A 16,239-nucleotide genomic window follows, 5' to 3' on the forward strand; every position below is an offset into this window, starting at 1 on the left:
ATATTCTCCATAACTTACCGCCTCAATCCTTTATGGCAAAACGCTATAATTGGGTTGAGGTGTTTTTATGTTTATTAGTCCTATGTTACTTGAAACAGCACCAGGTCCCTTCTCACATTCAGCATTCATTTTTGAACCAAAAGTTGATGGGCACCGGTTGATATATTCGCAAGAGTCCGGCAATGTCCGGTTATACACACGTCACAATAATGAATGTACTCGTCAGTACCCGGAATTGCTTCTGCCGTTTGACTCTGATATTGTCCTAGACGGTGAGGTCACTTGCACTGATCCAAAAACAGGGCTAAATGACTTTGAGGGAGTTATGAGTCGATTAAACACCAAACAGTCCAGCAAGATACAACAGCTCACCAAACCGCTCCCCGCCACGTTTGCTATATTTGATATTCTTTTCTACCAAGGACGGGATCTACGTAAGCTACCTCTTATGGAGCGCAAGGCGATCCTGCATGGCCTCATGTTGCCTTCCAGAAGCTTTGGAGTTGTGCCCCATATAGAAGGCGCTGGAGAAGATCTATTCTCTCAAATTGAAGCGATGGGTATGGAAGGTGTTGTCGGCAAGCGTAAGGATAGTCAGTACGTCAGCAGGCGTTCCAAAGACTGGCAGAAGGTCATCAACTGGTCATACGCTGATGTCTATATCACTGGGTATCGAAAAACTGAATTCGGATGGCTTGCTGCTGTGCCCGATCTGTCCGGCAGGCTACGAACAGCAGGAATAATTGAGCACGGCCCGAATCAAAAGCATAAGCAGGCATTCCGCGGTGTATGCCAGCAACTCATAACTGGCCAGGATAAGGATTATGTGTACTTGGAACCAAAGATACAAGCCAGGGTCAAGATGCGGAACTGGACAAAGTCCGGCTTACTACGTATACCCGTGTTTGATCAATTTATTGTGTGATTATATATTGTAAGGACAATACAGGAGGTGCTTTGTATGTGTGGTAGATTTACGATTACTGATCCCATAGACGCTATCTTGGATCGGTACTATGCATCTATTGCAGAAGGATTTGAGTACAAGCCTAATTACAACGCTGCACCTATGCAATACATCCCGACAATTATCGGCAGCAAAGACGGCAATAGACTGGGCTCACTCCGATGGGGTTTGGTACCCGTTTGGGCCAAGGATGACAAGATTGGGAATAAGATGATCAATGCCCGGGCTGTAACTCTTTCCGAAAAGCCAGCCTTTAAACGTCTGATCAGTTCCAAACGCTGCATCATTCCTACAAACGGTTTTTATGAGTGGCGTAAAGAAGGATCGGCTAAACAGCCAATGCGCATTTTAATGAAGGATGACAGCATCTTTTCACTGGCTGGCTTATATGATACCTGGACAGATCCGGACGGCAATAAACTGAGTACATGCACCATCATTACAACTGAACCGAATAGTCTAATGGAAGACATTCATAATCGAATGCCGGTTATACTGAGAGCTGAGAATGAAGCTGAATGGCTCGGAAGGGATAATCAAGATCTTCAGTCGCTGCTTAGTTTACTGAAGCCATATCAAGCGTCTGAAATGCGAGCTTACGATGTGCCAAAGGAAGTTGGCAATGTGCGTAATAATAACGAAGAATTATTAAAAGAAATAGGTTAAAGAGTTATTAGCTTTATCGACTTATAAGGTCGGTAGAGCTTTTTTATTACATCTAACACTTAATTGAATATATAGTTATTATTGTTTAGACTACCCTTGTTAAATTTTGTATTATTAACTTTGAATAAAAATTAGGAGGACTTGTTTAAATGAAAAGAAAGATTAATTTATTTTTAATTCTAACACTAATTGTATCAGTATTTATCCCCTTATCATCTGTAAGTGCCTATACTGGTGGGTATGCTAATGGAAAAAATTCCATAATTATGATCCCTGATAACTACTTTATTACAAAACCGCATGATTCGAAAGTTGTAACGACATTAATTACTGATAACAACGAAACAACAGGAACCTTACTTCCCAAAAATAGAATGTTGATGATTGATTTAGGCACAGATAGAACAATTGATTCCTTTAAAATAAATAGTGATTTAAAAAGTATGAGAATTAGCTTTCAGGATAGATCTGTTGGTTACTTGCATGAGTTTACCCTTAATGGTGGTAGTGGGACACTTGAATCAATCCCTAACGGAAAGGTACTAAGTAAAGTAAGATACATCACTTTGTACACCATGTCTGGAGAAGATATCAATATTAATGAACTCGACTTTTTTTATAGTAAAGATCCGGATTCTGTACCCGATCCTACAAATCCCACTGACCCAACAAATCCTACAGACCCAACAGACTCAAATGAACCTGTAGCAAATCGCGCAATTTTAGTTGTAACAATGACAATTGGACTAGAAAAAGAATATGATCTTCCAATGAGTGATGTAAATGCATTCCTCAACTGGTACGATGCTCGTGATGCAGGAAATGGACCAGCTAAATTTGCCATCAATAAATACAGCAACAACAAAGGTCCATTCAGCAAGCGTACAGATTACGTGATATTCGATAAGATTTTGACGTTTGAAGTAAGTGAATATACGACCAATTAATGAGACGACTCTGTGCTAATGCACGGAGTCTTTTTCTACTCAGAAATATATGGAAATAATCACATAGGTCTGATAGACTAATTGAGTCAAATAGATCTAGATTTATTACATAGTTTTTGGAGGAGTAAATGGATAACTTAAGTGATATTTTCGGAAATGCGATCGGTTTTATAATGATTTTTTTGTTGTTTTACTTGTCATATATGAGTTTTAAAACAATGGTTGTTAATATCAAAGAAAAATTTAAACCAACTAGCAAATTAATGAGATGTGAATCGTGTAGACGAGAAATATCTACAACCGCTTATGTATGCCCACATTGTGGTCAACATTATGGTAGTTCAAGTGCTTTTAATTCTATACTAGTTTGCTTCTTCAGTGGCTTTTTTCTTTTACTCGGTGGCCTATATTGTCTAAGCCTATTTTTGGAGGAATACGGTTATGATATTTTTATTATAAAGATGTTTAACTAAGGAGCCGTATAAGGCTCTTATTTTTGTACCCTGAATTCAAATGTATTACGAAAGTATCTCTTTCCCATAATCTTAATGGATACTGGGCTATACTCTTCTACTGATCCGCCATAGTCAATGATATGTTCTCGATCACCCATGACATGCCAGACGGATACATGCCCCTGAGTCAAAGCTGCTGCGAGGAAATCCATATCTGTTTGTAATACTCTATATGTATTCATTCTCCACATCCATACATTTTTATAGAAAATTGTACTTAGGTCTGATAGACTATTTAATATTGTTAATTATTACCATATCAGGAGGAATTGTATTGCGTAAAGTTACTTCTTTGTTATGTACACTATCAATTTTATTTTGTCTCATTGCACCTACAACGGATGCCGCTGAAACTAATCCAGTGAAACTTCTAGAAAAGAAATACCCCAGAGAACACGTAACTGTAAGTAAATCCATCGATCTAAATGGAGATAACAAAAAAGAACACTTATTGATCACCGACTCAAACAACTTTTATTTCATAAACTCTAAAGGTGTAATAGTACTTATAGATACGAACTACTACAACGAAGAAGATCCTACCTTCCATTTAATTAATATCTCCTCAAAAGAGAAGCATGTTGCTATAACGCTAGACTATCCGCCTTCAAACACTGAACTATTTGTTTTTAAGTACCAGGATGGAACGCTTAAAAAGAAACTCTCCATTATTGGTGATGTAAGTATCAGGATATCTAAATCCGGTGAGATCAGACAAGCGTGGAAGAATTATTTCCCTGAAGGTGGATGGGACACTGCTGTGGCCTTCTATAAGTGGAATAGTAAGAAAGATAAATATGTTGGTTCAGGAAAATTGTCACACTAAAGAATGTTCTTCAATTAAACAGTAAATCTTACTAGATGAAATGGAGTTTAAATTATGAAAAAAACTATAGCGCTAGTATTTCTGCTAGTATTAGTACTACCGGTACAAGCATTCGCTTTTAATATGTCTAAATCAGAAGTGGAAAAGTCCTATTTCGAAGACTACAATTCACAAGTGAGAGAAGTCAAAGTAGCTCTGAAAAAACTCGCTCAAACTGCATGTGCCAACGTAAAGGTCGCATCTGAAAAATATAAAGTTTCTATTAACAAATATAAAGCAGTTGTGAAAAGTAAGGCATCGAAAGAAGTGATCGCAAAAGCCAAAGGACAAAGAGATTCAGACAAGAAGCTACTTGCATCCGCAAAAAAAGAATGCTCTCTGAATATTAAGGAAATTAAACAAGGGACAAATGCTCAACTAAAAGAGCTGAACACATATAAAGGCGAGCTAATACAACACATCATTGATCACTACAATGGCAAAGATAAACTGAAAGAAAGTGATTTTAAGAATCAAGTTTACACTGGATTAAATTATATAGAAAAAACTTTTTCATCTATTCTTGAATCACTGAATACATTTGAGTAAACAAGGGTGGCAGGTTATTCCTGTCGCCTTTGTTTTATTCTTAATACAGTCCTTAATTGCTTATAAATTTCCAATATAGTATTTCCAACGCTAAAATTTTACATGTAAAGTATTTACAATAACAAAGTATATATGGTATATTTAACCATGGTTGGCCAACCGTCACATGTAAGAGGTTATTCGACATCTTTAAGTTCAAATAAATCATACAAAACAGAATCTCTATTTTATTGGTTCTAGTATATTTGGGAGGTTTGAATATGAAAAGATTAAGAAAATTCTCTATTTCTGTTATGGCAGCGGCATGTTTGATGGCTTTCGGGTCAAGTTCTGCTTTTGCAGCAACGGGTTGGGCAGATACTCCTGAAACCGCGGAAGTAATGTATACAAGTATTAGTCCAACTTCTGGATTCAGCGCTACACAGTATTTAGACAGCATGAGTGATAATGATTATTATCTTGTAGACAATACAAATGGATCTTCTGTAATCACATTTGGCGTTATTGCTACCCCTCCACCTAATTTCGATATTATTATGATTGTTTATAAAATGAATGCAAGCGGTGGAATAGAGTTCATTAAAACGGATAACTGGAATGGGCCTGGATACGCTGAGGCAATTGGTATGAGTGCTAAACCTGGTGAGAAAGTTTACTTCAGAATTATGGATAACGGCATTAACAACTACAACCAACCTTATAATATTCAATTTACAAAATACAACTAATCAATATTATAGTCTAAATTCAAAAAAAGGCTCTCCAGCTTCATGAAGTGCACCCTGTCAAGTAGACAGACAAAAAAACAAAATCATCCGTGTGCAATCCCCTCGGTTATCCAAGCTGAGGGGATTTATTTTTTCTTCGTTAAGCTGCTCGTCGATATTCGTTAGGGGATAAACCATTTAGTCGTTTGGTGTATCGATAATTATTGTAATAGCGCATATAGGTTTGTACACTTCGCAGGAGATCGTCGTACGTGTCATATTTCTCCAAGTAAAATCGTTCTGCTTTAAAGGTACCCCAGAATCGTTCAATAGGCTGGTTGTCCAAACACCGGCTTACACGACTCTACCTTGATGGGAGTTTTTGTAATGTCAAAAAGAAGCCCAATTTCATATGAAATAAAGATTCAGGTTGTAAGGCGTTGCCTGCGACATGAATCCAATCCCAACCAGGAGGCAAAACAACTGGGGGTTCATAAAAACACGGTTACCGATTGGATAAGAAAATATCAAGCAGATGAAGTGGAAGGATTAAACGAATCCAAAAGTTGGAAAGTTTATTCCAAGGAGCTACGACTGGCAGCGATTCAGGATGTACTCTCCGGGAACTACTCCGTTCGAGCTGTAACCAAAAAGTATCATATATCGAGTAAAAGTGTGTTGGTGAGATGGATTTCCAAGTATACTGAGGGAAAACCAACTCGGAAAAGGATCGGATCCTCACACATGAACAAAGGACGGAAAACCACTTACGAAGAACGCATTGAAATTGTACAATATACCCTCGCTCATGATTTGAATTATCAGAAGGCGATCGAAAAATACAAGGTCTCTTACCAGCAGGTATACGCTTGGGTCCGTAAATTTAAAACCCATGGTCAGGAAGCTCTTCAAGATCATCGTGGTCGTAAAAAACCGCTAAAGGAGCTAGATGAGCAGGAACAATTAAAGCTTCGGATTACGGAACTCGAAGCACGTAATGAGTATCTTGAAATGGAGAATGCATTTGCAAAAAAGTTGGCAGAGATCCGGCGAAGAAAACCGCGCTAACCTTCGTTCGGCATGTAGACATCTATCGAGCGATTAAGGAAATGCATGAAGAAAAAGGATATGCGGTCACAAGACTCTGTGAGCTCGCAGAGATTGCCCGATCGGCCTACTACAAGTGGCTGAAATGGACGCCATCTACCAGAGAACTCGAAAATCTTGCACTGGCTGAAGAAGTCAAACGTCGCTACGACAAACGAAGCGGGATACTTGGTTATCGCCAAATGCGTATTCAGTTGAATCGTAAGCTTAAAAAAAGCTACAACCGTAAACGGTATTATCGCATCATGCGTGCACTTGAATTAAGAGCAGTGATTCGCAAAAAACGGCCAAATTACGTGAAAGCTCCAGCCCTTCATATCGCTGAAAATGTCATGAACCGAAAATTCCAAGCGGAGACACCCAACCAAAAGTGGTGCACGGATGTAACAGAGTTAAAGTACGGAAATGGCCGCAAAGCCTATCTGAGTGCCATTATTGACGGATATGACAACTCTGTTGTTTCATGGGTGCTCAGCCGTTCCAATAACAATGAGCTTGTCATGAATACGGTAAAGAAAGCTTACCGAAGAAACCCGGGCGCTGAGCCGCTTTTACACAGTGATAGAGGCTTTCAATATACCTCGCTCGAGTACAAGCGACTTCAAGTGAAATACAAGTTTAGGACAAGTATGTCTCGTGTAAGCCGGTGTTTGGACAACCAGCCTATTGAACGATTCTGGGGTACCTTTAAAGCAGAACGATTTTAAAATGCGACCGTTCGTGTTGAATCTCTTTCTGCTTTTAAATCATCTATTGCCTTTTTGATTTTTGCCTGTCTGAGTTTTTCAAGCACCTGTCCCTCAAACATCCAAACCATCAGTGGTTTTTCTGATTTGCGAAGCCAGTTCTGGATACTTGAGAATTAAATCCGCTACTGTTTGAGCGCTAAGAGATTGCCCATCAGCCAGTGTTTCTGCTACTTGATTAAGTTCAGAAACGGATGAAATATTCGCTTGAACAGATTCCCTTAAGGCTTTTGTTTGTTCCACTAAATTTTCAGTCAGTTCTTCAATGGTCTCGGAAACTTTTCCGTTTATACCTGCTAAAGAATCCATCTCTTTTTGTGCGTCCAAGGCTTCCAATGTCATTTGACCCATCTGAACATCAGCATCGCTTAATGCGGCTTGCAGTTCACGGTTCTTCGCTTCAAGAGATGCCAGTTCATTCTCCAGGGTCTTTAGCTGCTCTGTCCTGTTTATATTTGATCCGAAAGACGCAATGCTTTTATTTACAGCATCAATTTTAGACTTCGCTTCTTCAATGGCAGAAACGTTTGCAGTTAACTGATTTCCCAGTGAGTTCTTTTGATCTTCCAGAACGTTTTTTCTAGCCTCTCTCTGCTTCTCGATCAACTGATTAAGATTATCTATCTGTTGCTTAGTCGCTGTGTCTGTGAAGCCTGCCGCTTCGAGCTGAGCCAACCCCTCTTGACCAATTGTCATCGCAAGAGCTTTAGAAACTTCCTCAAGTTGTCTCTTAGCCTGCTCTTGTTTACTTGAGGAGAGCGTTCCACTGTCGATCATTTTTTTCAGTGAGTTGTGCGCATTAACCATTTTTGGCAATAAATCAATCTGCCGTTGATATTGACTGATCATCTGCTGACTCGCAGAATCGTTATCTTTCAGACTTTGTAATCTATCGCGCTCGGCTTTGTCTGCTTCTCCGCTTTTAAAAGCGAGCACCTACCAACAGTGATAACCCTGCGGTTGCTGCTGCCATAGTAACGGTTGAGACTGCTTGCGCTTTGCTCAGTGAACTAGTCGCCACTGTAGCCGCGCTTGTCGCTACTGTTTGGGCTTCTCTAGCAGCAGTCTGTTGCACTGTAGAGACAATCACACCTTCACTGGAAACTATATTTACTGTGTTTTCCGCACTGTTTGCTGCTGTTGCTGCTGTCCCTGCAACAGTCGTAGCCGCTTCTTTAGCTTTGGCTGCATTTAATACTTCAATCGCTGCGACTACAGCCATTACAGGCCCGCGTAATGCTTTGTATGCCAAAAGCAAACCGGTTAGTCCGGCAGTGGCTGCATAGACACCTGTTGGTATTTTCGTTAACCCGATCAAGAGTTGATCTATACCGTCCAGAACATCTTTGATCATCTGGCGAAGGCCGTCTTCTCCAGCCGTGTTAAAAATCTCAAGGAGAGAGGTTTTTGTCTGTGCTGCCTTCCGCTGAATTGTATCCATCTGAACGGTTAGGTATTGCATTGTGGAGCCGGTAGAACCTACAGATGCAGCAGTACCAAGCAGGATATCCCCCACATTCAAGGATGCTGCTAGTTTTGCATACTGATAAACCCCGCGAGAAATATCCGCATAGGATTGTGTGAGGTCATAGTTCTTGTCTGTCACCTGGATGGACAAATCCAATAGAATATCTTCGGCTTTACGCCATTGTTCAACACCATCGACTACTTCTTTGGTCTTGACACCGAGACGCTCAATTTCATCCACGGCTTTATCCGTCCGAATCGTACCAAGGACCGTTTTCCACATGTTACCCAAGTTCTCCCCGGATAAGGCAGTGTTCCGAACACCAGAGGAGATCAGACCATTCATTACGTCGAATGATACGCCTGTTTCGGCGGCTATCTTACCAGTACGTTGGAAGGCTGCGCCCAGGTCACGCGCTGGAGCCATCGTATCATGTGCAACTTTAGACCAAGAGTCCAAAACCCGGTTACCAATTACCATGGCATCATTCGCATTACTGATGTGTACACCATACTGAGACATAACGGATTCCATGGACTTCGTTGCATCTTCGAGTTCCACCATATCAACGGTGGACAATTTTGTAGACTGACGGACAAGCTCCTGTACTACGTTTACATCTTTGTACATACGGCCCCAGAGACGAGCTGACTCCGTTACATCCAGAATGTTCGAACCTAGCTCATGAGTAGTATGGATGAATTGTTGAGTTTCCTTATTCAACCTTTGGGTGTCCATAATCATTTTGTTGGTGCCATCTTCGAAATGCACAAAATAATGCTCATTGGTCTGCACGTAACCGGCCATGTTTGATTCGATGTCAACCAAACCTTCTTTCATGGCCTGGGTGACTTCGTGCATCGCTTTGTACATCGTATGGAAGACAACGGCATGTGTAGCCATGTCTCCTAATCTGCCAATCCAACTTTTAGAGACAGCATCCATTGTGGACCCCATCCGTTTAGTTTGCTGTTCAGTTTGAGACAAAGCTTGTCGAATCCGTTGTTCCTCTTGCAACACTTTTTCCCGGAGAGCTTCTTCTTTTCGCTGGCGTTCAGTCAGAGCAACACGTATCTTCTGTTCCTCTTGCAGAACACGTTCCCGCGTGAGCTCGTCTGTACCCGTACCAGTTGCTTTCGCAGCCTCTTGTCCTGATTTGACTGAACGATTTTGAAGAATCTGCATCTTTTGTTGGTGCTCACGTTCAGATTGCTCAATCTGCTGGTTACGTCTCTTTATCAAGGCTTGTTGTGCCTGCATTTTTGCATCGATTAAACGATTGGTTTGCTCCATCTGTTGAGCCCTGGCACCAAGCAAAGCAGTTTGAGCAAGTTTTTGTTTTTGTTGAGCTTCGTATTCAGCTAAGATTTTTTGACGGCGTTGATCTGCAGTTAAAGCCATTTTATCCATTGCTGATGATATATTCTTGTATGACTTCTCAGCCGTTGATAACTCAGCATTCAGGGCTTTAAATGCATCTGCGTTCCCTCGTGCTCCAGTGTCGATGTTTTTGAAAGACTGTAAGACTGTCCCTGTATCTAAATTAATCCGCGCAGCAACGACATCTTTATTTGTACCCTCTGCCATAGTAACTCCTTTCTATCTTGGCTGGATGAACCCGAGATCGGATAAGTATTTTGCTTTCTTCGGCTTTTTGTTTTCAATTTTACCGCCATGCAACACAATTTCGAACTCGCGAGAACGTTGTTTCTCATTCATCAAAGCCCGAATTTTAGGAATGGTCATATTAGGGCACTCTGTATCCGATATCCCGTTGCTGATACAGAGTGCCCATAGACCAAGCCAATCCGTACCCGGATGATCTGATTCTTCCTCATCGTCTGAATCGTCATCTTCGTCATCCGGGTCTTGTGGGAATGATTCCTTATAGAAATCGATCTAGGACATCATCAAGTTCCTTGATGCCCTCCATGTCTACCTGTTCATATTCTTCATTCGTTAGACCTTCAACAAATATTAGATTAAACGCTTCTTGATATGCCTTCTCGATAGCTGGGCAGTCAATGGCTGGAATGTCTTGTTCTCCTACTTGTGTTGCTTCAATAGAATCTCGTCCGATTACATAGCTGAAACGAATACCCTTGAGGTTCTTTGCTTGCTGCCGAACTTCCCGAATCAATTTGATCGTTCCTACCTTAATAGTCTTCTGAATGCCTTCAGCTAAACGTACTGTGCTTCCAATATTCAAAGTCTGGTCCAACGTCTTTCTTCTTGGCCTTCAACTGCTTTTTCCACTTCGCTCATGTTCATTCTCCTTTGAATTCAAATGGTTTTTACCAAAAAAAGAACCCCACCGAGGACCGGCAGGGTTAGTTTGGTTAGATTCCGAATTTGATTGTCATTGCATGACCGTTTGGGTTTTCTGGTGTACGCTCAGGCTCCATGACTTGCAAATCCATGGTGGAAGTATTAGCTTTTTTACGCTCTTGGGATACGTCAAGCGTACCACCACCCAGCGCTTTGTAAATAGTGAGCTGACATTGGATCTCATTGTTCGTTTTGTCGTCGAGCAGTTTGAATCTGTGGGTGAATTTGAATGCTGTTGGGCGACGAGTTCCATCGAATGATGTTTCCGTGCCCTGGTTAGACCACTTGTAGGTAACAAGAAGCTCTTTATCGTTATTTGCCGTTGTAGATTCAATCAATCCTTCAGCGGTGATCGTATATTGTTGATCGGTCGGCGTTGATGCCACACGGGTAAGTTGAGTCAATGCATCAGTATCCGGGTCCTTGAGATATACTTCGTCACTGCCCGCTACCAAAGTTTCTCCGAAGGACAGCTTGTACTCTCCATTCTTCAGAAAAGCCGTTTCTGTTTCGTCAAACACAATTTCTTTCTTCTCTGTTTTACCGCCTTGAGACATATCAGCGATTGCCGCAGAGTAACGTGGTACCTCAATGCTAACCTTGTCCTGAAGGTCGCCCGCGGTGTAATGGAATGCATATCCACTGTCACCACCCATAACTGCTTGCCAATCAAATTGAAGTTGCAATGTAACTTTGTTCACCTTATCCTCAACGTACTTAATAGTTCCATCCAGATTCCGAGCAACGATTGTACCTACACCATCAAAAACGAGTGGTCTCATATTAATATTTCCTCCTTATTTTGTGACGCTTAAACAAGCTCCCAGAGCCTTGCGTCAATCTCTTCAATACGTTTGTAATCTTTGGTATCATTGTATCCTTCGATAGGTTGTTGACCGTCCATCAATCCCAGTTTTTTGGCAAGACGAACCTTTTCTTGAACCAGCTTCTTCAGCTCAGGAAAATCTTCCTTAGGCTCCTGTTGCCCCTCCGCTGACTCACTCTGTTTATCAGACATATTTTTCACCTCAATTCATTCGGAGATAGTCCACGTCGAAAATAGCCTTGTATCCTTTTACGCCTTGGATTCCGGTTGCGAAATCAGCGTCATACGTAAGTACACAAAGGTATGTCGCCCAACCTGGCATCGTAATCCGTTTATCGTGTAGAATACGGAACGCTCTTTCAAACAGCAGCTTCGCGGCATAACCAGTCCCAGCATAAAAATCTAAGCAAAACTTTCCTTCGAAGACTAATTGATTCGGAGAAAAGCGCCCTGGCATCACATACTGGCAAATATGAGGCACAGTTTCATGACTTACAGTGATTTCAGGCTCCATTCCCTTGGTCAAACGCTTCACTACCTCTTCGGATGGTGAAGATGCATCAAGTTCTAGCAGTTCCATTAGCTCCAAGTCACTTTTAAGCGCATGTTGAACTGCATCCAACAATTGCAAACTCAACCCTTCACCTCCCTGAAGTAGCGATGATATGGGAAATCAGTAATAACGCGACTGATTCCGTTCAATATCCGCTCCCTGTTCGATTCGATAGCAATACGCATGAAATAAGTAGGAGGAGTGGCTTTAAACGAAGGATCAAGATCCCCCCGTTCTGCCAGCTCCTCCAAATCAACGCCTGCATATCCGCCTTTCGATTCCTTAATCGTTCCGTCAATAGCTCGGTACTTCCCTCTACCCCGGCCTACAACAACTCGGTTCCCCTTTGATCTCAGCCGGTTCCACGCTTCACTATTCATATAACTTACCAGACCCGGGTTTTGACTTGGGCCTGCCATAAGTGAGCCTTTACCGAACTGTTCAAGCCAGGCTTGCCAGTAATCAGCAGTGATGTCTCCTGATATCATCTGGTTCGCCAGAACAGTCATTTGCATTTCTAAGCTTTCCCGGACAGCAGGGTAGTATCTGATGCCAGTCTTGGCAGTAAGCAAAACGATTTTCGTCAGACCTGTGATTTCAACCGCCAGTTTGTTCTCCAAATCCTTTGCAGCTCGTTCAGCATCATACCCTGTAATCATCGCCGGTCCTCGCATAGCTGAATGTACAGAAGATTCGGATACTTGATCCGATCAACCGCATCCACTTGATATTTCTTGCCAGCAATCACTATACGGTCTGGACTCATCAGCTCTGGGTCACTTGGTTCCCTTACATCCACATTCGTCTGTAAAAGAAGAACCAACGATGTTGTAGGCAGAAGGCCGGGTTCCTCTTGTTTGAGCTGCGCTGATACATGTTGAGCGAAACCAATGATATCCGCAGCAACGGGTGTAAACTCAGGTCTTCCCTTTGGATTGTCATTAGCATCGTACTCCTGCATATACCGTTGAACTTCCGCGATAACGTTCGTTTTGATTAAGGAACAGTATTTGTCTTTGGTTGCAGTAAAGCGGAGAGTTTGAACCAAGAATGTCATATCATTCTGCACGACATCCCCCGGCAATACTAGCGACTTAGGAGCAAAAAGGCCGTTGTACATGTACTCTTTACCAAGAACCGTAATCGCCTTTGTTTCTCTGGACAGAATGACTTTATCCGGTTCCCCATTTACAGTGCAGGGAGAATGCCTGTGAGCGAAATCCTTAAACATTAGAAACGCCGCCTTTCCTTCTCCCTCGTGGGACCAGACAACACAAATAATGGAGCATCCAAGGGCTCTTGAAAACTAGAGATCAAGCCAATGAATTCATTTGCCTCATCAACCAGTTGTGATGCACGCCTATCCCAATTGACTGCCTGATTTTCAAAAGAGAAATCGAAATCTTTCATCGTTTTTTTGATTCTCGCACCCATAGATGGAGCCAGTATAGCAGCAACCATACAAATAGCTGCTGCATATACATAGGCTTGGTCATCACCAGTCAAATCAGCGTAATCTGGAACTGCCTTTACAACCCTCGCTTCAGCGATTGGTAAAACGGAAATAGCGTCTATGTTGGAGTCAGATACTACATCCTCACCAACGCCTAGACGCCCTCTTATTTCTTCGTGATATGTTTCTGTCGTAAGTATCTTATTCGCCACCAGCGTCACCGCCAATTGCGGCAATGGCCTCTTTTAATTCTTCGATACTCATTTTTGTGTAGCCGGTGATTTTCATTTCTTTAGCAACAGATTTCAATTCCTTTAGTTCATCGTCCAAATCTCCATTTTGAATATCGGCTTGCAGTTCAGCAATTTGAGCCAAAAGCTCTGCTTCGCGCTTCTTCGATTCGTCCAACTTTTCCTGAAGCTTTAGTTCACGTTCCGATGGAGTATGCGTAGAAGCTATATCGCCCTCAATAATCTCAGCTAAGAGCTTTCCCGTTGCAGCATTTTGAACTTGCCTTTTAGCAATATCAATTAGTCCATCAGGGGCATCTTTTACGATGTCCCCTGCGTTGTATTCCCCAACAGCATCAACCAAAACTTTTACAATCGTCATAGGTCATTCCTCCCTCACGCCACTGTGGCAAAGATATGCCAGTTCACGTATTTTAAACGTGGCAGCACAGTTGCGCCGTTGATTACTTGCCATTGGTCAGGGTCGCCTTGAATAAGTTTAGCCAGCGCGAATTTTCCAGTGTGACCAGTGAAGATGTCTTCGTAGTTGTTCGGGCTGGTAACCAGGTCCATTATAGAACCTGTCATGCCTTGACCAATGATGATTACGGCGTTATCAGGGATAAACGGGTAGAACGTTCCTGTATCGTCGATGTATCCACCGTCATACACCTCATATTGCAGCCCATTCAGGTTTTGATTGACGATTTCTGAAAGAGAACCGTCGGTTACAATATCTTTGCCGTAAGTGAATTTAATCAGATCGCGAATCTTTTCATTCTGCTTTAAGTACGTATCCACCTTTTTGTTAGCCACAACTTTAACGCCTCTCGCGCCGCTCCCCCTGAATCTAAGCAGCCATTCATCCAAGTTTTTCAACGGATCAGCAGTTGCGGTATTGTTCCAAAGAACATCAGCCGTCGGCTTGTTATTTGCTGGAACGCCGTAGTCGATTGTCCGCGAAGGTTTATTTGCTGTTGCTGGAACAACAAGGCTGCCTGTAAGTGCTTGCCAACGCATCCATTCGAATCGAGTTTCAAGACGTTTGTTGAGATTTACCATTTTTTCAATCATGTATTCTTCACCCCAAGTTTGCTCAAGACTGGTGCCCGGCTTGCGAAGGGTAGCAATTTTTTCTCGATCAATGATTGCTTTTTCACGCCATTCTTGGTTGGTAAACTCCATTTGTTTCACAACAGGAGCGGAATGGATCGGTGAGGGATCATTGAGTCCAGTAGGTGGAGTCATGCCGGTATCGTCGTAGGTAACGTCATATTTAATTGTCAGCCCGAGTTCTGGTTTGAAATCCACACCATTAATCAGGATTTGAGCACCTCGAAAACTGTTAATATCTGTCCGAATGTTCTGAACAACTTCCGTCAGGAAGTACGGGTCTAGTACGTTTGCCATTTATTTTGTTCCCCCTTATACAAAGTAGCAAAGCTTCAGTGCTGTTATAGCTGCTTCATCAATGCCTGTAATTTTAGATTCAGTGAAAATGCCCGCGATCCAGGCCGAAGCTCCAATATCATACAATGTGGTATCATGATCATTGTCCAAAATGCAAACAGCTTCTTGCGAACCATCGGATGCTGAAGAGAGATAGGGAACGAATTTATTAGTAGCTGTTACCCTTCCAAGGACAGTACCTTTCTTAATTACTCCGTTCCCTTTTGCAAGCAACACGCCACCAGGAATCCGCGCTTGCAAGTCCGTGGAAGCAAGAACTTCAACAAATTCCTGTGTGTTAATCTGACCAGGTCCCGGAGCACCGTTGTATTGAGATCCAATCATATTACTTATCCTCCTTCAGCAGATTACTTCTGCCGGTATTTTTGAGGGCAGCTATAGCATCAGCTCTAGCCATTTCCTTTGCCTCTGTTTGGAGTTGTTCTGGTGACTTTTGACCAGCAGCCTGCGCGTTAGTTGGCGCTGTTCCATTGGCAGCTCCTGCAGGAAGATCAGGGTTCTCACCCTCGGTATGACGACCACCACCACCCAATGCAGCCTGAGCCTGAGCTTCGTAAGTCGCGCCGATTTTTTCAATCTCAGATACTGGCAAGTGGGACAGCATAGCTTTCATAGTTTCCGTATTAAACGCTTCTCCCAACGCACGTACTCCAGCTCCACAAGCTTGCTCCGTAACCTTTGTCTTGTAGACTGCACCATCAGCAGCCTGAGCGCTAAGTGTAGCCAACTTTGAGGTAATGTCCGCATCATTTTCAACGCCCAGCGCAGCCCGGACTTGTCCGAGCACACTATTCGCAGCAGTCAGTGCGATTGTTTGAGTTTGTGATGCTGCCAAAGCAGCC

General features: G+C 42.3%; 24 protein-coding genes. 8 read left to right on the forward strand and 16 right to left on the reverse strand.

Features of this window, described 5'->3' with window-relative positions; all coding sequences use genetic code 11:
- Positions 1–67: 67 nt before the first annotated feature.
- From MHB49_RS20960 to MHB49_RS20970, 3 genes are all read left to right on the forward strand, one after another.
- Complete coding sequence (locus MHB49_RS20960) at positions 68–925, forward strand: ATP-dependent DNA ligase (protein ID WP_405152857.1); 858 nt, start codon at positions 68–70, stop codon at positions 923–925.
- A 36-nt stretch (positions 926–961) separates the two neighbouring features.
- Positions 962–1,633, forward strand: coding sequence for an SOS response-associated peptidase (locus MHB49_RS20965; RefSeq protein WP_405152858.1), 672 nt, complete (start codon positions 962–964; stop codon positions 1,631–1,633).
- A 149-nt stretch (positions 1,634–1,782) separates the two neighbouring features.
- Positions 1,783–2,580: a hypothetical protein gene (locus tag MHB49_RS20970; protein ID WP_405152859.1), complete on the forward strand. Its 798-nt coding sequence runs from the start codon at positions 1,783–1,785 to the stop codon at positions 2,578–2,580.
- Between the two features lie 490 nt (positions 2,581–3,070).
- Here the strand turns inward: MHB49_RS20970 and MHB49_RS20975 are convergent, their stop codons facing one another.
- Positions 3,071–3,247, reverse strand: a complete 177-nt coding sequence (locus MHB49_RS20975; RefSeq protein ID WP_405152860.1) for a hypothetical protein — start codon at positions 3,245–3,247, stop codon at positions 3,071–3,073.
- A 122-nt stretch (positions 3,248–3,369) separates the two neighbouring features.
- Here MHB49_RS20975 and MHB49_RS20980 point away from each other — a divergent pair, with 122 nt between their 5' ends.
- From MHB49_RS20980 to MHB49_RS20990, 3 genes are all read left to right on the forward strand, one after another.
- On the forward strand, positions 3,370–3,921 hold the full coding sequence (locus MHB49_RS20980; protein ID WP_405152861.1) for a hypothetical protein: 552 nt from the start codon (positions 3,370–3,372) through the stop codon (positions 3,919–3,921).
- A gap of 54 nt (positions 3,922–3,975) precedes the next feature.
- Positions 3,976–4,509, forward strand: a complete 534-nt coding sequence (locus tag MHB49_RS20985; protein WP_405152862.1) for a hypothetical protein — start codon at positions 3,976–3,978, stop codon at positions 4,507–4,509.
- A 260-nt stretch (positions 4,510–4,769) separates the two neighbouring features.
- Entirely contained in the window at positions 4,770–5,237 is a 468-nt protein-coding gene (locus MHB49_RS20990; protein WP_405152863.1) for a hypothetical protein, read from the forward strand.
- A 139-nt stretch (positions 5,238–5,376) separates the two neighbouring features.
- Here MHB49_RS20990 and MHB49_RS20995 read toward each other — a convergent pair whose 3' ends face one another.
- A complete protein-coding gene (locus MHB49_RS20995; protein ID WP_405152864.1) occupies positions 5,377–5,562 on the reverse strand; it encodes an IS3 family transposase in 186 nt (61 codons plus the stop codon).
- Positions 5,563–5,603: 41 nt separating this feature from the next.
- Between MHB49_RS20995 and MHB49_RS21000 the strand changes: the two genes are divergently transcribed.
- Positions 5,604–6,284: a helix-turn-helix domain-containing protein gene (locus MHB49_RS21000; RefSeq protein WP_405152865.1), complete on the forward strand. Its 681-nt coding sequence runs from the start codon at positions 5,604–5,606 to the stop codon at positions 6,282–6,284.
- A 20-nt stretch (positions 6,285–6,304) separates the two neighbouring features.
- Positions 6,305–7,030 (forward strand): IS3 family transposase, encoded by a 726-nt coding sequence (locus tag MHB49_RS21005; RefSeq protein WP_405157204.1) that lies wholly within the window; start codon positions 6,305–6,307, stop codon positions 7,028–7,030.
- A 93-nt stretch (positions 7,031–7,123) separates the two neighbouring features.
- Here the strand turns inward: MHB49_RS21005 and MHB49_RS21010 are convergent, their stop codons facing one another.
- The 14 genes from MHB49_RS21010 to MHB49_RS21075 form a co-directional block, all read right to left on the reverse strand.
- A complete protein-coding gene (locus tag MHB49_RS21010; RefSeq protein WP_405152866.1) occupies positions 7,124–8,005 on the reverse strand; it encodes a hypothetical protein in 882 nt (293 codons plus the stop codon).
- Positions 7,992–10,124, reverse strand: coding sequence for a phage tail tape measure protein (locus MHB49_RS21015; RefSeq protein WP_405152867.1), 2,133 nt, complete (start codon positions 10,122–10,124; stop codon positions 7,992–7,994). Before MHB49_RS21015 ends, MHB49_RS21010 begins: the two co-directional genes overlap by 14 nt.
- 12 nt (positions 10,125–10,136) lie before the next feature.
- Positions 10,137–10,283, reverse strand: a complete 147-nt coding sequence (locus tag MHB49_RS21020; RefSeq protein ID WP_405152868.1) for a hypothetical protein — start codon at positions 10,281–10,283, stop codon at positions 10,137–10,139.
- A 139-nt stretch (positions 10,284–10,422) separates the two neighbouring features.
- Entirely contained in the window at positions 10,423–10,758 is a 336-nt protein-coding gene (locus MHB49_RS21025) for a hypothetical protein (protein WP_405152869.1), read from the reverse strand.
- Between the two features lie 118 nt (positions 10,759–10,876).
- A complete protein-coding gene (locus MHB49_RS21030; protein WP_405152870.1) occupies positions 10,877–11,647 on the reverse strand; it encodes a hypothetical protein in 771 nt (256 codons plus the stop codon).
- Positions 11,648–11,676: 29 nt separating this feature from the next.
- A complete protein-coding gene (locus MHB49_RS21035; RefSeq protein WP_405152871.1) occupies positions 11,677–11,883 on the reverse strand; it encodes a hypothetical protein in 207 nt (68 codons plus the stop codon).
- Between the two features lie 10 nt (positions 11,884–11,893).
- Complete coding sequence (locus tag MHB49_RS21040; protein WP_405152872.1) at positions 11,894–12,328, reverse strand: hypothetical protein; 435 nt, start codon at positions 12,326–12,328, stop codon at positions 11,894–11,896.
- Complete coding sequence (locus MHB49_RS21045) at positions 12,325–12,903, reverse strand: hypothetical protein (RefSeq protein WP_405152873.1); 579 nt, start codon at positions 12,901–12,903, stop codon at positions 12,325–12,327. The genes MHB49_RS21040 and MHB49_RS21045 overlap by 4 nt, the downstream gene beginning before the upstream one ends.
- Positions 12,900–13,475, reverse strand: a complete 576-nt coding sequence (locus MHB49_RS21050) for a hypothetical protein (RefSeq protein WP_405152874.1) — start codon at positions 13,473–13,475, stop codon at positions 12,900–12,902. The genes MHB49_RS21045 and MHB49_RS21050 overlap by 4 nt, the downstream gene beginning before the upstream one ends.
- Positions 13,475–13,918 carry a hypothetical protein gene (locus MHB49_RS21055; RefSeq protein WP_405157205.1) on the reverse strand — a complete coding sequence of 148 codons (444 nt, stop codon included), beginning with the start codon at positions 13,916–13,918 and terminating at the stop codon, positions 13,475–13,477. Before MHB49_RS21055 ends, MHB49_RS21050 begins: the two co-directional genes overlap by 1 nt.
- Positions 13,899–14,309 carry a hypothetical protein gene (locus MHB49_RS21060; protein WP_405152875.1) on the reverse strand — a complete coding sequence of 137 codons (411 nt, stop codon included), beginning with the start codon at positions 14,307–14,309 and terminating at the stop codon, positions 13,899–13,901. Before MHB49_RS21060 ends, MHB49_RS21055 begins: the two co-directional genes overlap by 20 nt.
- Positions 14,310–14,323: 14 nt before the next feature.
- Positions 14,324–15,337, reverse strand: a complete 1,014-nt coding sequence (locus tag MHB49_RS21065) for a major capsid protein (RefSeq protein WP_405152876.1) — start codon at positions 15,335–15,337, stop codon at positions 14,324–14,326.
- Positions 15,338–15,352: 15 nt separating this feature from the next.
- Positions 15,353–15,721 (reverse strand): head decoration protein, encoded by a 369-nt coding sequence (locus MHB49_RS21070; protein WP_405152877.1) that lies wholly within the window; start codon positions 15,719–15,721, stop codon positions 15,353–15,355.
- Between the two features lies 1 nt (position 15,722).
- Complete coding sequence (locus MHB49_RS21075) at positions 15,723–16,232, reverse strand: hypothetical protein (RefSeq protein ID WP_405152878.1); 510 nt, start codon at positions 16,230–16,232, stop codon at positions 15,723–15,725.
- Between the last annotated feature and the right edge of the window lie 7 nt (positions 16,233–16,239).

Source organism: Paenibacillus sp. FSL K6-0108, from assembly GCF_045040695.1.
Taxonomy (GTDB): domain Bacteria; phylum Bacillota; class Bacilli; order Paenibacillales; family Paenibacillaceae; genus Paenibacillus; species Paenibacillus pabuli_B.

Excerpts from the sequence above, each read along its gene's own strand:
- MHB49_RS21035 (WP_405152871.1), bottom strand. The coding sequence starts at position 11,883 with ATGTCTGATAAACAGAGTGAGTCAGCGGAGGGGCAACAGGAGCCTAAG.
- MHB49_RS21070 (WP_405152877.1), bottom strand. The coding sequence starts at position 15,721 with ATGATTGGATCTCAATACAACGGTGCTCCGGGACCTGGTCAGATTAAC.
- MHB49_RS20975 (WP_405152860.1), bottom strand. The coding sequence starts at position 3,247 with ATGGATTTCCTCGCAGCAGCTTTGACTCAGGGGCATGTATCCGTCTGG.
- MHB49_RS20970 (WP_405152859.1), top strand. The coding sequence starts at position 1,783 with ATGAAAAGAAAGATTAATTTATTTTTAATTCTAACACTAATTGTATCA.
- MHB49_RS20990 (WP_405152863.1), top strand. The coding sequence starts at position 4,770 with ATGAAAAGATTAAGAAAATTCTCTATTTCTGTTATGGCAGCGGCATGT.
- MHB49_RS21060 (WP_405152875.1), bottom strand. The coding sequence starts at position 14,309 with ATGACGATTGTAAAAGTTTTGGTTGATGCTGTTGGGGAATACAACGCA.
- MHB49_RS20985 (WP_405152862.1), top strand. The coding sequence starts at position 3,976 with ATGAAAAAAACTATAGCGCTAGTATTTCTGCTAGTATTAGTACTACCG.
- MHB49_RS21030 (WP_405152870.1), bottom strand. The coding sequence starts at position 11,647 with ATGAGACCACTCGTTTTTGATGGTGTAGGTACAATCGTTGCTCGGAAT.
- MHB49_RS21045 (WP_405152873.1), bottom strand. The coding sequence starts at position 12,903 with ATGATTACAGGGTATGATGCTGAACGAGCTGCAAAGGATTTGGAGAAC.
- MHB49_RS20965 (WP_405152858.1), top strand. The coding sequence starts at position 962 with ATGTGTGGTAGATTTACGATTACTGATCCCATAGACGCTATCTTGGAT.
- MHB49_RS21015 (WP_405152867.1), bottom strand. The coding sequence starts at position 10,124 with ATGGCAGAGGGTACAAATAAAGATGTCGTTGCTGCGCGGATTAATTTA.
- MHB49_RS21065 (WP_405152876.1), bottom strand. The coding sequence starts at position 15,337 with ATGGCAAACGTACTAGACCCGTACTTCCTGACGGAAGTTGTTCAGAAC.
- MHB49_RS21000 (WP_405152865.1), top strand. The coding sequence starts at position 5,604 with ATGTCAAAAAGAAGCCCAATTTCATATGAAATAAAGATTCAGGTTGTA.
- MHB49_RS21020 (WP_405152868.1), bottom strand. The coding sequence starts at position 10,283 with ATGACCATTCCTAAAATTCGGGCTTTGATGAATGAGAAACAACGTTCT.
- MHB49_RS21050 (WP_405152874.1), bottom strand. The coding sequence starts at position 13,475 with ATGTTTAAGGATTTCGCTCACAGGCATTCTCCCTGCACTGTAAATGGG.
- MHB49_RS20960 (WP_405152857.1), top strand. The coding sequence starts at position 68 with ATGTTTATTAGTCCTATGTTACTTGAAACAGCACCAGGTCCCTTCTCA.